We start from the raw sequence: 13,827 nt of genomic DNA on the forward strand, positions 1-13,827 counted from the left end.
ACCCCACTCTCAACTTAAAATCATCTCAAACCTAAGTGGTGGGTTGCCAAGTTGTTTGTTAATCTGCACACAAACACTGTGAGCCAAGAGTTTTCTAATCACACGATTGGACAGGTGCCATAAATCTCTTGCTTTGATGATTTTGGCTTACACATAAAGCACCGAACACATTCATCATCTTATCCTTAATCCAGACCAAATTAGCACAGTGTTTGGCAATGTTTGGGTATGAGCCTAATTTAGGGAAGTAATGCTGATAGCAGTTTTTAAAGTAACGCCAAATGCCTTTGTCTGTATCAAAACCCAAGCTCTCACCTACAAGCTCCATGGTGATGACTTCGGCATCAGATAAGGCAGGGGGAAAGCTTTTGCTTCTTAAAGGTTGGGTTACAAGATTTTGATACAAAGCCTCTACCAAAAGATAGACAACAATGATAAAATCATCATACGACATGGCTTGCTCCCTTTGTTTTGTGGTGAAACTTAGGATTGGGCTATGTCGTTTTTGTTTCAAGGGGCTTGGGTTTAGTTGAGAGTGGGGTATTAGATAATTATTTTTGGGTTGTAGGGGTGAATTACAATTCGCCCTTGGCAAATCAATCGCTTATATAAAAAGAATGAAGCACTTCCCTATTTTTGTATGATAAGCTGGCAGGTGTAATTGGCACATTCTGCCTTTAATATGCCATGTCCTTGTAGCATTTCTGCCCCAATCGCTTGCTCTGACAACATCTGCTCCAACACCGCTTTGCCGTCATCGCCATATAAGGCGGTGGCTAGGGCATGGGCTTTTTGGGCGTGGGCGTGGCTTGCCTGCTTGATGGCATCGCTGTCTTTGGGGTGGGCGTAGTACCATGCCAGCTCAAAGATCTTATCCGACTCGATGACATATAGGGGCGGTTCGTGTCCTGATGTGTAGCTGTATTTGTCCGCCATAGCCCCATGAAAATCTAGGGCGTCCGACTTGGTGGCAGTGGGGGCTATCAGCGTCTTGGCACGCTCAAACCTGCCCTGCCCTGTCTCATCGATGGCAGGATTTGCTTGCCAATTTGCCACGTCATAGACCACTTTTTCATAAACCTTTGGCTCGCCGTCATCTTGTACCACGTCCTTGTGCGTGGCGGGACGAAAAAACAACGCCAATGCCAAAGCACAGGCGATGATGACCGCCCAGATGATGGGGGTTTTAAAGGATTTTTTGGCAGGGGCAGAATTGGTGTCGGTCATGGCTGGTATAAATGGTAAATGGTAAAATGGCTTGCGTTAATGATAGGGCGTGCCTGTCTTTGGTATTTGCAATGAAAAATAGGGGAAATCGCCCGTTTTTCAAGGAAAAGTCCGCAGTTGATATTGCAATATCAACAAGGATTTTGACGCAGAAAAACCAGATTTAGCCATTTTTCATGCAAAAATGGATTGAAATCGTCAAATCTTTGTCATATCCTATAACAATGTTATCAATGGCAGGCACGCCCTACATATGCGGGAAAATAATGGCGGTTATTGTAGCCGTTTTTGGGTCATTTTAACAGTTTTTATTGTAAATTCATCAGGACAAGATATGCACCATTTTATCGTCATTGGCAACCCCATTAGTCATTCCAAAAGCCCTGCCATTCACACCGCCTTTGCTCGTGCGGTGGGGATTGATATTAGTTATCGACGCCAATTTTGCCCTGATGATTTTGACAGTCTTAGGGCGGTAATAGAAGCTTTTTTTAACGGTGGCGGTGTGGGGGCGAATGTAACCTTGCCCTTTAAAGAAATGGCGTTTGACATCTGCCAAGAAGTCGGCACATTAAGCGAATACGCCAAAAACGCAGGGGCGGTAAACACGCTTGCCCTAAAAAATGGCACGCTCTTTGGCGACAACACAGATGGTCAAGGACTGGTGGCGGATTTGGTGAACCATGGTGTGGATTTATACAACAAAAAGGTCGCCATACTTGGGGCAGGTGGAGCAACTCGGGGGGTTATTTTACCACTGGTTCAACGTGGTGCCAGAGTATCAGTTTTTAACCGTACACCATCAAAAGCCCACATACTTGCCCAAAATTTCATCACGCAAGGCATTACCATAAATGCCCACGCCTTGGATGATTTGACAGGACATTTTGACGTGATTATCAATGCCACATCCGCCACAACCACAGGGCAAACGCTGGATTTGGGTGATGTATCGGCTGATGTGGCTTATGACATGATGTATGGCAAGCCGTCTGCTTTTTTGGAGCATTTTAATACCGCCAAACAGATAGACGGCATGGGTATGCTCATCAATCAAGCTCGCTTATCCTTTGAGCTGTGGACAGGTCGGGCGGTGGATTTGGATAAGGTGGTGTTGGATTTATAATTTATTTTTATAAAAATAATAAAAATGTATGAAAAATAGTTATTTTTAACACAAAACCCCTAGCATAAATCACAAAATAAGGTATAGTAGGGAAATGATGTTTTAACACATTTCCCCTTATCATATTTTTATCACAAAGGAGCTGTCTTATGCTAACGTACAAAGCCCCGCTACGGGACATCAAATTTCTCATCAATGAAGTCTTTGATTATCCAAGCCACTATAAAACCTTTGAGCATGGCAAAAATGCCGACAGCGAAACGGTTGGCATGATTTTAGAAGGCTTTGCCGACTTAGCCGAAAACGTCATCGCCCCCCTGTATCAGTCAGGCGATGCCGAAGGTTGTCATTTTAAGGACGGCGAAGTTACCACGCCCAAAGGCTTTAAAGAAGCATACGAGCAGTTCGCCCAAGGGGGCTGGCAAGGCATTGCCTACCCTGAGCAGTATGGCGGTATGGCTCTGCCAATGTCGCTCAATCTCATCAAATCAGAAATGCTTGGCACCGCCAACTGGTCATTTGCCATGTATCCAGGGCTATCGCTTGGGGCGGTCAATACCATTTTGGAATACGGCACGACCGAGCAAAAAGACCTATACCTACCCAAGCTCGTTACTGGCGAGTGGTCTGGCACCATGTGTCTGACCGAAGCCCAATGCGGTACCGACCTAAACCAAATGAAAACGTCCGCCAAGCCCAACGATGACGGCACTTATGCCATTAATGGCTCTAAGATTTTCATCAGTGCTGGCGAGCATGACCTGACCGAGAACATCGTACACATCGTACTAGCACGCCTGCCTGACGCCCCTGCTGGCACCAAAGGCATTTCGCTATTTATCGTGCCAAAATTCTTGCCTGACAATGACGGCAACATGGGCGAGCGTAATGGCGTAAGCTGTGGCTCTATTGAGCATAAAATGGGGATTAGTGCATCTGCCACGTGCGTGATTAACTTTGATAATGCCACAGGGTTCTTGATTGGCGAGCCGAACAAAGGACTAAAAGCCATGTTCACCTACATGAACACCGCCCGTGTCGGCACTGGCATTCAAGGCTTGGCTCACATGGAGCTTGCCTTCCAAAATTCATTGCCTTATGCCAAAGAACGTCGTTCTATGCGTGCCTTATCTGGCACCAAAGAGCCTGATAAGCCAGCTGATGCCATTCACTATCATGCCGATGTCCGCCGTATGCTACTGACCCAAAAGGCATTTAGCGAAGGGGCGAGAAGCATGATTTATCATGTTGGGCGTTATTCGGACAAACTGGCGGATGCGACCGTGCGTGGGGACAAAAAAGAGATTGCACATTGGGAAGACAAAATGGGCTTTTTCACGCCTGTGCTAAAAGGCTTTTTGACCGAAATCGCCCAAGAATCTGTAAAAAACGGCTTACAAATCTTTGGTGGTCATGGCTACATCAAAGAATGGGGCATGGAACAAATCGCCCGTGATGCCCGTATCAGCACGCTATATGAAGGTACGACAGGCGTACAAGCCCTAGACCTACTCGGTCGCAAGGTGCTACTACAAGGCGGTGGCAAGGTCGTGCGTGATTATACCGCCAGCATCATGAAATGGTGTGGTGATTATGCTTTGGATAAAGACATGCGTAAATACGTCTGGGCATTGACCAAACTGTGTGCCGAATGGAACGCCTTAACCTTACGCCTTGCCATTACCGCCAAACGCAAAAACCGTGAGATTATCTCGGCAGCGTCCGATGATTATCTCATGTACTCAGGCTATGTGATGATGGCGTATCACTGGGCGAGAATGGCGAGTGTCGCCCTTGACAAGATGAAAAATGGCGGTGAACAGCCCCGTGAGTTCTACCTTGCCAAGACCCAAACGGCAGAGTTCTATTTTGATAAAATCCTACCACGCACCAACGGGCTTGCCGACAGCATGACCGCCCCAAGTGAAGTGATGACCGACATGGACATCGAGCATTTTATCATTGATTAATTATTAGTTTAAAAATCATCAAAAACCACTCATCAATTTGGGTGGTTTTTGTTTGGCTTGGGCGTGTTGAATGTTGGTATTTGCCATGAAATGTCTGTTTAAAAAATTTTCATTTAAAAAAGTGCATAGCACGCCACTCTTCATGCCTAACCCCATTCCCAACTTTATATAAGCAATTGATTTATCATAGGGCAAATTGCAATTTGCCCCTACAATTTACCCAAAGGTATAGTTCATTAGCAATACCATTAAAACAATCAAAGGCGGATTTTGGTTTTGGTAATGGCATTTTGTGGTAAAATTTGCCTTTTGCAAACCTTTTAATTAAACGACACCATGACCGACATCAACCCATTACACCCCAACCCACAAGCCCCAACCGCCCTAAACCCCAAACCCAACGACATCATACCGCCAAAATCCGCCCACATCGCCAAGCATGGCGACAAGCGTATCCTAAGGGTGGTGTCTATCAACGTCAATGGGCTAAGAGCCAGTGAGAAAAAAGGCTTATTTGACTTTATCACAAAGTCGGACGCAGACGTGATATGTATGCAAGAGACACGGATAACCCATGAGCAGTGGACGGATAAGTTTAAGCCTGTGGGCTATCACGCTCATCTGTTCCCTGCCGAGCGAGCAGGCTATGCAGGGGTGGCGATTTATAGTAAATTGCCCTTTATCCCCACAGACGGGCTTGGTTTTGACATTGCCGACACGCAAGGGCGGTTTACTTGTGGGCAGTTTGACCTAAGCGAATGGGGACTTGATACGCCTGTGCATATTGCATCTTTGTATTTGCCATCTGGTTCATCAGGTGATGATGCTCAGGCTCGCAAAGATGAATTTTTGGAAAAATACAAAACCATATTAAAACGCTGGCGAGATGACAATAAATCCATCATCATCTGTGGCGATTATAATATCGTGCATAAACGCATTGACATCAAAAACTGGTCGGGCAACCAAAAAGCATCTGGCTGTCTGCCCCATGAACGGGCGTGGCTTGACCATATTTATGATGAGCTTGGTTATGTGGATACATTTCGGGTGGTGCGAGATGACAGCGACATCTATTCATGGTGGTCAAATCGTGGGCAAGCCCGTGCCAAAAACGTGGGCTGGCGTATAGATTATCACGTCTGTTCATCCGACTGGAAGTCTCGTACAGCAGGGGCGTGGGTCTATCGTGATGCGTGGTATTCTGACCACGCCCCTGTGGTTGTGGATTATGTGATTGGGTAGGTGCATTGCTGAATTAAAAATGAAGGCATTGTTAATTAACTATACCTTTGGGCGGATTTGTAGGGGCAAATTACATTTGCCCTGCGATAAGGCGTTGATTTTTGGGCGAATTGCAATTCGCCCCTACACATCAAATTTTATGTTTTAATTTTATGGTGCTTGATTTTGGCAGGGAGAAAAAATGAGCGATGATTTTTATAAAGAACTACACATATCAGCCCAAAAACCCTGCAAAATTAGCAAAATCCACAAAAATTCTGTATAATGAACCAAATCTATTTTTAGGAGAATGCAATGGCATTTAAAGACATGGTTGGACAAAAAGTCCCAAGCGTAACTTTCCGCACCCGTCAAGGCGACAACTGGGTGGACGTAACCACAGACGAGTTGTTCGGCGGCAAAAAAGTCGTGCTGTTTAGCTTGCCAGGGGCATTTACCCCAACGTGTTCATCAACACACCTGCCCCGCTACAACGAGCTGTGCGGTGAGTTCAAAAAACTGGGCGTGGACGACATCATCTGCGTGTCGGTCAATGACACCTTTGTCATGAACGCATGGAAAGCCGACCAAGAATGTGCCAACATCACCGTTATCCCAGACGGCAATGGCGAATTTACAGACGGTATGGGGCGACTTGTCGGCAAAGAAAATCTTGGCTTTGGCAAGCGTTCATGGCGTTACTCCATGCTTGTGGATAATGGCGTGATTGTCAAAATCTTTGACGAACCCGAAAAAGACGGCGACCCCTTTGAAGTGTCGGACGCTGACACCATGATTAAGTTTTTGAACCCCGAATGGACGGACAAGCCGTCTGTGGCGATTATCTCAAAAGCAGGGTGCCAGTTCTGCATTAAGGCAAAAGAAGCCCTAACCGCTCGTGGTGTGGCGTACGAAGAGCTGGTACTGGGTCGTGATGTTACCACAACGGCAGTGCGTGCCATGACAGGGCGTGAGACTGTGCCGCAGGTCTTTATCGGTGGTAAGCACATTGGCGGTTCGGACGATTTGGAAAAATATCTGACGAGTGGTGAGTGTGTGCTTTAATTAAAAGTATCACTTAGAACTATCAAAAAAACGTGGCAAAAATGCCACGTTTTTTAGTATTATCGCTCGCCCAGACCTTCGGATAACGTCTTGGTAATCGGCTTGGTCAGATAGGACAACACCGTCCGCTCCATTGCCTTGATGTCCACACTGGCAGTCATACCCGGTTTGATGACAATCTCATCTTCACGAGCCGCCACCTGAGCCCCTTCTATGCGAATCTGCACCCGATAATAGGGCTTATCGCCTTGTGGGGTTTTCTCCATGAGCGTATCTGGACTGATGTAGATGACCTCGCCATTCATCGCCCCAAAGATAGAATAATCATAAGCGTCCAGTTTGACACTGGCAGTCTGTCCCTCTTTGACATAGGCGATGTCCACAGGCTGAACCTTTGCCTCCACCACCAAATCACTGCTGGTCGGAAGCAGCTGCATGATGGTATCGCCTGATCGCACTACCCCGCCAATGGTCGTAACGGCGATGTTATTCACCTTGCCGTCCACAGGGGCAAATAGACGTTTTTCTTCTAATACTTGGGTTCGGTCTCTGAGCTGTTCGCTCTCAGATTCTAGCTCTTCTTGGGCTTTGGTCAGCTCGGTTTGAGCATCCTCAAAGTATTTGTTGCGTTTGTTGGTAATCTGTGCCTCGATGTCCGCCACTTGACGACGAAGCCTAATCACATCTGCCTGACTGACATCGCCATGAGCCAGTAGCGGTTCGTTCATGGCAAGTTCTCGCTTGGCAAGTTCTAGCATTTTTTGTAATGATGCCACATCTTGGGTAATGGCTTGACGGCGACGATTGTATAGCTCGGTTTGGTTTTGGACGTATTCGGCATACTTTTGTATCTCTTCTGGAAAATTTAATGGACGGTCAAAAATCTCCGCCTCCAAACGTGCTACTCTTGCTCGCAGTGCTGCTACTTTGGTTGCTGAATTGTCCAGTGCTGCTTTGGCACGCTCTTCTTCTAATATCGCCAATAAATCGCCTTTTTTGACATCATCGCCCTCTTTGACCAAAAGTTCTGATACCACGCCATTATCGGTTGCCTGAATCTCTTGGGTGCGGTCAGATGCGATGACAGTCGCCTGAGCTCTGGTAACCTGGTCAATCTTGGCAAATGATGCCCATGTAATAAGCACGATAATGGTCACCAGTGCCACCCAAATAATCACACTGGGCTTACTGCGTGATTTGGCTTTTTGATAGTTTTTTTGACTCACAGTATCTCCCTTTATGGTTGTTTGGGCGTATTAGGATTGGTGCCAATGTTTTGTGTGGCATTGCCCTGCTCTACTTTTTTCATGGCATCTTTGGCATTTTGCTCGTTTTGGATAAGCCGTGACAACACCGCCTGCTTGGGCCCATCCATGACCACTTTACCATCTGCCATGATGATGATACGATTGACCAAAGCCAGTAGTCCCATTTTATGGGTTGAGACGATGAGCGTCTTGGTGGGGTCTTGGAGCTCTTGGGCAAGCACTTGTAGACACTGATTTTCTTGCATGTTGTCCATGGATGCCGTTGGCTCGTCAAGTAGCCATACCGATGGTTTGGTCAGCACTAAGCGGGTGAAAGCAACCAGCTGTTTTTGTCCGCCTGACAGACCCTTACCCCCTTCACTGATGGGCAAATCCAGACCACTAGAATGCCCTGATACTAAGCGAATAAGCCCCGTGCGATGCAACTCTTGTCTGATGACATCATCAGGTGGGGCGGGCATGCCAATGAGCAGATTCTCACGGAGCGTCCCTTGGAAAAGACGATGGTCTTGTTGTAGATAGCCCACCTGCTCACTCATGGATTCACGGCTGATGTGGCTGATGTCCAGCCCATCTAACAATACATGACCGCCTGTGGGCATGTATAGACCTGATAGGATTTTTAAGAGAGTAGATTTGCCAGAGCCGATAGAGCCTAATATTGCCACACGCTCGCCTGCCTTGATGTCCAAATGCTCAATATTTAGGGCGTTCCGCTCATTGCCTGCATAATTAAAGGTCATGTTATGGCACTGATACCAGCCATGAATGCGAGATGGGGCAAGCGGATGAGCAACATTGTTATTGTCTTGTTCTAATGCAAAAAGCCTTTCAATATTGACTTTGGCGGCTTTTGCGTGTGAATACTGTACCAGCAAGTTTGGGGCGTTCATGATGGGAGCAAGAATACGGCCGCCCAAAATGGTACAAGCAATCAGACCACCGATGGTCATGCCCTGCGACATTACCACAAACGCCCCTGTAATGACAATCCCCACATAGCTGATTTGTTGGAGCATTTGTACGCTATAATTTAGGTTGTCATTGGCATGACGCATTTTTAGGTCGTTGTCGATGGTGTCGCCCGTCACATCCAGCCATTTGGATAAAAACTTCCAGTTGCCCGACCCTGCCTTGATGGTTTCCATGCCTTCGACCGTCTCCACCAAAATCCCCGTTTTTAGATAGGATGCGGCGGCGTTTTCGGCAGAGATTTTATCAATCTTTTTACGGCTAGATAAGCCCAATATGATGCCAATTACTGCGGCAATGAACGGAATAATGGCAACAATGGGCGAGCCGATGACCGCAATCAAGATGATGAACAAAATACTCATCGGAATATCAACAAGCGTAAACAGCGTGCTTGCCGTAAAAAACGAACGCACCTGCTCATAGCCACGAAGCTGAGCTGCCAGTGAACCGACTGAGTTTGGCATCTTATCCACACGCACCGCCAGCAGTCGCTCAAAGATATTTCTTGATAATATCTCATCAACACCGATGACCATCTTATCCATGACCTTAGAGCGGGCAAATTTCATCATCGCTTCAAAAATAATCATCAAGCCCACGCCTGATGCTAGGATAATCAAGGTGTACTGGCTGTTTGTTGGAATGACACGGTCATAGACCTGCATGGAAAATAGCGACACAGCAAGGGCAAGCAGGTTGATGATAAAAGATGCCACAACCGCTTCTACCACAACACGCTTATGCTCTGTCAGATTTTGCACCAAAAGTTCGTGAAAGCCGACTTTTTTCTCAGCGACCAGCTTGTCCGAGACACGAATTTTTGCCACAAAATCCAAATCCGACGTCTGACAGCTCACTCGCCCTTCGACACTCTCAAACAGCCAGCTTAGACCGTATTTTTGGACAATGCGACCATAGCCTAACTTTTGATGATGAGCAAGCAGGGGCATGTAAGCAGCATCTGGCTCATCCATGACATCTGGCTCATCAGAGATGCCCAAGATGTCAAGCAAATGGGTCAATCGCTCTTCATGGTCATCAAAGCCTGACACACGACCAAGTGCGGTGTCCAGACGATTTTTGTCCACGGTCACGCCCACGTCTTTTAAAAGCTCAAACACCGCAATGCCCAAGGCATTGTTGCTGGTGTATTGTTTTGGTAGCTGTTGGTTGTCGGGGTTGTCAGTGGTTTGGTTTAACGACATCAGTTATCCTTGGCTTGTCACGCTTTGGCATGACAATATTTGATAAATATAGGTAAAAACCATCACGGTACTCTTTGTTTAAATACACCCACATGTGTCGATGTTGATACATACCGCAACTTAATTCTGTCAAACGATAAGTTTAACACAACGGTTTTTTTATATGGTTAAGATTAAGTTATTGATTTGTTTGTTTAAAGTCATCAGCGGTCGGAAAACGACGTTCATCCACAGGCTGGATTTGCTCGCCCATTTGTACGCCTTCGCCATCAATGATGTGCTCCATCTGAGCATCTGATGAATGAATCTCATCGATTTCATCCATCTCATTGCCCATCTCATCTGCCAAGCGGGGTGGCTCTATCCACAAATCCTGCTGATTGACAAAACTGTCATCAACCATTGGGGTGCTTAGCTTTGGTGCTGACTGAGTATTGGTCTCACGCCATGCCAAAAACGTACGATAAGGACGAAACTCACTGACGGGTGCATGAATGACATGATAATCTGACTGCCAATCCATCGCCCCAAAGTCCACTTGTAGCTTATAAAAACTTGCCACCATTTGGCTTTGGACTTCTAGCAGTTGCTGTTCATACTGAGTGTGTTCACGCACGGCATTTAGCACTTCTAGCCATGATTTTCGCCCTGCGATGAACTGACGACCATACGAATCCACCACCAGTTTTGCCCCATCGATGGCAAGTTTAATAGACTGCTCTCTGTCTCTTGATGAGACGAACTCTTGGTACTGGGTTTGTAGGCTCTCCATGACTGTTCGCCGTGTCGCTTCTTGGGTCTGAGTTAGGCTCATGGCACGGGCATTGGCGGCACGGGTTAGGGCAAGCGATGAAAAACCCGCCCCTGGATCATAGGACATGCCCACCGAAAACTCGCCATCATCTTCGTTATTCTCATGCTCAAAGGTATGTTGATACTGGGCGTAGATGTTGGGATAACGTCCTGCCGCTTGGGCTTTTGCTTCTTGTTTGGCGGCTTCTACTTGAAAATGCTGACGCACCACACTAGGATGATGACTGCCCATATTGCCAAACACCTGCGTTTCAAAATTTACCGACTGTGCTTTGGCGTAGTCCGTTAAGGACTTCATGGTGATGTTGTATTTTTTATCGCCCAGCTCTTCACCGATGAGCTGTGAGAGTCTGGCGGCAGCGACCCGCTCTTGTTCTATGGCATTTTGTAGCGAGTTTTGGTCTTGGTAAATGCGATTTTTGACCAAATCCAGCTCAATCTTCGCCGACACGCCCTGTGCCACCCGACGCTCCATCATCGCTTCAAACTCTTTTAGGCGTGCCAAACTGTCAGCATACAGCTCCTGCAAGGCAACGGCGTAGATATAACCCCGCCAGATGTCAATGGTGTTTTTGGCAACGGTGTTTTGCTGTTCAAAGACATACGCATTGGCGGCTTTATTGTCATAAATGCTTTGGTTAATCTGTGCCGTCAGTCGCCCCCCTGTCCACAGTGGCTGACGAATGGCAACAGTGCTCACCAGTCCGTCGTTTTTGTCATGCCCTGTACTAATCGTGGGGGTCGGCAACATGCCCAGTTTGGCAGCACGCACGCCTTCGGCAGCCGCCATTTCATCAGCTTTGGCAGCATTGACCAAGGGGTGGGTTTGCGTGGCACGAAGTAGTAGTGCATCCAAGTCTAGCGGATTAATATTTGCCAAAACAAAGGTGGGCATCAGTCCTAGCCCAAAAAGCACGCATTTTTTTAGATTATGAAAAGTCATCAAAAAGTCCAATTACTTATCATGAATAATAAGCAAAGATTATGCCAACATGAACACCATGTTCAACTTTATGCGTTATTTTATTTGGACAGCCCTAACATCATCCAAAATATGGGACATTGCCATCTGCCCAAACAACAAGGCAGACAGATGAGCTTGGCATAAGTTGAGATTTGGGTAAAATTAGCACTATAATAGCAAATTTTGACAAAAAATGCTCTACATTTTGGATAAAGGGCGACTTTTAGACCGTGGCATCTTTGTCCGTCTGTGATAGCATGTTTGTGATGGGTTTGGCAAGCACCAACAGTAGCACCCCACAGACCACCAAAAAGACCGTCAATGCCGTAAAGAGCTTTGGCAAGTCCCCTATCGTCTCTGCCGACACATAGCCACCTGAGATAGAGCCTATCAGTCCGCCCAACGAGATGGACGTGTACCACAGCCCCATCATCACCCCTTGCATGCCTTGTGGGGCAAGTTTGGTCATGCTGGACATGCCCACAGGCGAGATACAAAGCTCAGCGATGGTCAAAAAAAGCAGTGATGAGACAAGCCACATCATGGACACGCTGGCACTGCCTGCCACAATCATCTTGCTCGCCATAATCATGATGGCAAAAGCAACCGACGCCAGTAGCATGCCTAGGGCAAACTTTGTCATGCTATTTGGGTTTTTGTGGCGTTTGCCCAGTTTTATCCACAACATGCTCACCAAAGGGGCAAAGAGCAGGATAAAAATGGGGTTTAGTGACTGAAACCACACCGTTGGAATGTTAAAACCGCCCAAACTGCGGTCAGTATAACGCTCAGCAAATAGGTTAAATGATGCAGGTTGCTGCTCAAAACTTGACCAGAACAAAGATGCTCCGATGATGAGAAAAAAGCAGACAAGCAGACGCATTTTTTCTGCCTTGACAAAGCGAGATGACAAAAACGCCCACCCAAAAAAAGCAAATAATGCCCCGATGATGAGATACGTCATGGCATCACGAATCGCCACGGCATTGATGGTTAGTACGCCTGTGCTTACCAGCACCACCAACCCACACAACGCCACCAAAAAGGCAAAAACCACTTTGCCCACATGAGCCACACGGCGACTGGGCTTATCCCAGCTGACACTCATGCCTTTGCTGTTTGCAAATTCGGTCAGGTATTTTTTGGCGACAAAGCGATACACCAACAACGCAATGAGCATGCCAATCCCACCGATGGTAAAGCCTGTGTGCCACTGACCTTTGTCCACAAAATAACCTGTGGCTATCGGGGCAACCATCGCCCCTAGGTTGATGGACATATAAAAAACGGTAAATCCTGAGTCTCGTCTGTCATCTTTGTCATCATAAAGCGAGCCGACCATCACCGCAATACACGTCTTAAACAGCCCCGTCCCCAGCACCAATAAAATCAGCCCCACAAAAAACATGGTCATGCCAAGCATGGGCAATGCCGACATGCCAATCGCCAAATGCCCCAGTGCCATGATGATACAGCCCCACCACAGTGAACGCTCCTGTCCAAGCCAGTTGTCAGCCAGCCATCCGCCTGCCAATGGCACCAAATACATCATGCCACTAAATATCCCATAAATGGCGGCGGCTGTCGTGTCATCAAAACCAAAACCACCCGAGACGATGGCGGTCGTCATGAACAAAACCAGCAAAGGGCGAATGCCATAATAAGAAAAACGCTCCCACATCTCCACAAAAAACAGCCCTTGCAAGGGCTTGGGATGTCCTAAAAATGCTTTGTCTAGCTTTTTAAAGTGGGCATCTGCGTTGGTGTCTGCCGATGAATTTGCCATGCTTTTTTCCTTAAAATGATGATTTTAGATATTTGCAAGCAACATTAACCCCATTCTCAATTTTATATAAATAATTGACTCATCAAGGGTAAATTGCAATTTTCCCCCACAACAAATAATGATAGAACAATCAATGAGTTACCATTTTAAGCTAGGATTGGGGTTTGTTTTATCAATTTTTTGCATAAAAATCATGATTCATAA

Annotated in this window: 10 protein-coding genes and 1 pseudogene; 5 read left to right on the forward strand and 6 right to left on the reverse strand. The window is 46.7% G+C overall.

Features of this window, described 5'->3' with window-relative positions; genetic code table 11:
* Nucleotides 1-172: 172 nt before the first annotated feature.
* Together IM753_RS12975 and IM753_RS06470 are read right to left on the reverse strand one after the other, a co-directional pair.
* Nucleotides 173-454, reverse strand: a pseudogene (locus IM753_RS12975) (IS982 family transposase); the annotation flags it as partial.
* A gap of 176 nt (nucleotides 455-630) precedes the next feature.
* Nucleotides 631-1,227 carry a hypothetical protein gene (locus tag IM753_RS06470; RefSeq protein ID WP_065255281.1) on the reverse strand — a complete coding sequence of 199 codons (597 nt, stop codon included), beginning with the start codon at nucleotides 1,225-1,227 and terminating at the stop codon, nucleotides 631-633.
* 334 nt (nucleotides 1,228-1,561) lie between these two features.
* Between IM753_RS06470 and aroE the strand changes: the two genes are divergently transcribed.
* The 4 genes from aroE (at nucleotide 1,562) to IM753_RS06490 (ending at nucleotide 6,612) form a co-directional block, all read left to right on the forward strand.
* On the forward strand, nucleotides 1,562-2,353 hold the full coding sequence (gene aroE / locus IM753_RS06475; RefSeq protein WP_194108942.1) for a shikimate dehydrogenase: 792 nt from the start codon (nucleotides 1,562-1,564) through the stop codon (nucleotides 2,351-2,353).
* A gap of 149 nt (nucleotides 2,354-2,502) precedes the next feature.
* Nucleotides 2,503-4,323, forward strand: coding sequence for an acyl-CoA dehydrogenase C-terminal domain-containing protein (locus IM753_RS06480; RefSeq protein ID WP_194108943.1), 1,821 nt, complete (start codon nucleotides 2,503-2,505; stop codon nucleotides 4,321-4,323).
* Nucleotides 4,324-4,659: 336 nt separating this feature from the next.
* Nucleotides 4,660-5,568: an exodeoxyribonuclease III gene (gene xth, locus IM753_RS06485; protein WP_194108944.1), complete on the forward strand. Its 909-nt coding sequence runs from the start codon at nucleotides 4,660-4,662 to the stop codon at nucleotides 5,566-5,568.
* 294 nt (nucleotides 5,569-5,862) lie between these two features.
* A complete protein-coding gene (locus tag IM753_RS06490; RefSeq protein ID WP_115008474.1) occupies nucleotides 5,863-6,612 on the forward strand; it encodes a glutathione peroxidase in 750 nt (249 codons plus the stop codon).
* A gap of 59 nt (nucleotides 6,613-6,671) precedes the next feature.
* Here IM753_RS06490 and IM753_RS06495 read toward each other — a convergent pair whose 3' ends face one another.
* From IM753_RS06495 to IM753_RS06505, 3 genes are all read right to left on the reverse strand, one after another.
* Nucleotides 6,672-7,838 (reverse strand): HlyD family type I secretion periplasmic adaptor subunit, encoded by a 1,167-nt coding sequence (locus IM753_RS06495; RefSeq protein WP_194108945.1) that lies wholly within the window; start codon nucleotides 7,836-7,838, stop codon nucleotides 6,672-6,674.
* Between the two features lie 11 nt (nucleotides 7,839-7,849).
* Complete coding sequence (locus IM753_RS06500) at nucleotides 7,850-10,060, reverse strand: ATP-binding cassette domain-containing protein (protein ID WP_194108946.1); 2,211 nt, start codon at nucleotides 10,058-10,060, stop codon at nucleotides 7,850-7,852.
* A gap of 178 nt (nucleotides 10,061-10,238) precedes the next feature.
* Complete coding sequence (locus tag IM753_RS06505; protein WP_194108947.1) at nucleotides 10,239-11,816, reverse strand: TolC family protein; 1,578 nt, start codon at nucleotides 11,814-11,816, stop codon at nucleotides 10,239-10,241.
* Here IM753_RS06505 and IM753_RS06510 point away from each other — a divergent pair.
* The gene (locus IM753_RS06510; RefSeq protein ID WP_194108948.1) at nucleotides 11,805-11,981 is read left to right on the forward strand and encodes a hypothetical protein; all 177 of its coding nucleotides are present in this window, start codon (nucleotides 11,805-11,807) and stop codon (nucleotides 11,979-11,981) included. The two genes, IM753_RS06505 and IM753_RS06510, sit on opposite strands and share 12 nt — an antisense overlap.
* Before the next feature lie 79 nt (nucleotides 11,982-12,060).
* Here the strand turns inward: IM753_RS06510 and IM753_RS06515 are convergent, their stop codons facing one another.
* Entirely contained in the window at nucleotides 12,061-13,623 is a 1,563-nt protein-coding gene (locus IM753_RS06515) for a peptide MFS transporter (RefSeq protein ID WP_194108949.1), read from the reverse strand.
* Nucleotides 13,624-13,827 lie beyond the last annotated feature (204 nt).

Origin of the sequence: Moraxella sp. K127 (assembly GCF_015223095.1) — a bacterium.
Lineage (GTDB): Bacteria > Pseudomonadota > Gammaproteobacteria > Pseudomonadales > Moraxellaceae > Moraxella.

What these genes read in the sequence shown, in the direction of transcription:
- IM753_RS06480 (WP_194108943.1), top strand. Translation starts at nt 2,503, where the DNA reads ATGCTAACGTACAAAGCCCCGCTACGGGACATCAAATTTCTCATCAAT.
- IM753_RS06490 (WP_115008474.1), top strand. Translation starts at nt 5,863, where the DNA reads ATGGCATTTAAAGACATGGTTGGACAAAAAGTCCCAAGCGTAACTTTC.
- IM753_RS06510 (WP_194108948.1), top strand. Translation starts at nt 11,805, where the DNA reads ATGAAAAGTCATCAAAAAGTCCAATTACTTATCATGAATAATAAGCAA.
- IM753_RS06505 (WP_194108947.1), bottom strand. Translation starts at nt 11,816, where the DNA reads ATGACTTTTCATAATCTAAAAAAATGCGTGCTTTTTGGGCTAGGACTG.
- IM753_RS06515 (WP_194108949.1), bottom strand. Translation starts at nt 13,623, where the DNA reads ATGGCAAATTCATCGGCAGACACCAACGCAGATGCCCACTTTAAAAAG.
- IM753_RS06470 (WP_065255281.1), bottom strand. Translation starts at nt 1,227, where the DNA reads ATGACCGACACCAATTCTGCCCCTGCCAAAAAATCCTTTAAAACCCCC.
- aroE (WP_194108942.1), top strand. Translation starts at nt 1,562, where the DNA reads ATGCACCATTTTATCGTCATTGGCAACCCCATTAGTCATTCCAAAAGC.
- IM753_RS06500 (WP_194108946.1), bottom strand. Translation starts at nt 10,060, where the DNA reads ATGTCGTTAAACCAAACCACTGACAACCCCGACAACCAACAGCTACCA.
- xth (WP_194108944.1), top strand. Translation starts at nt 4,660, where the DNA reads ATGACCGACATCAACCCATTACACCCCAACCCACAAGCCCCAACCGCC.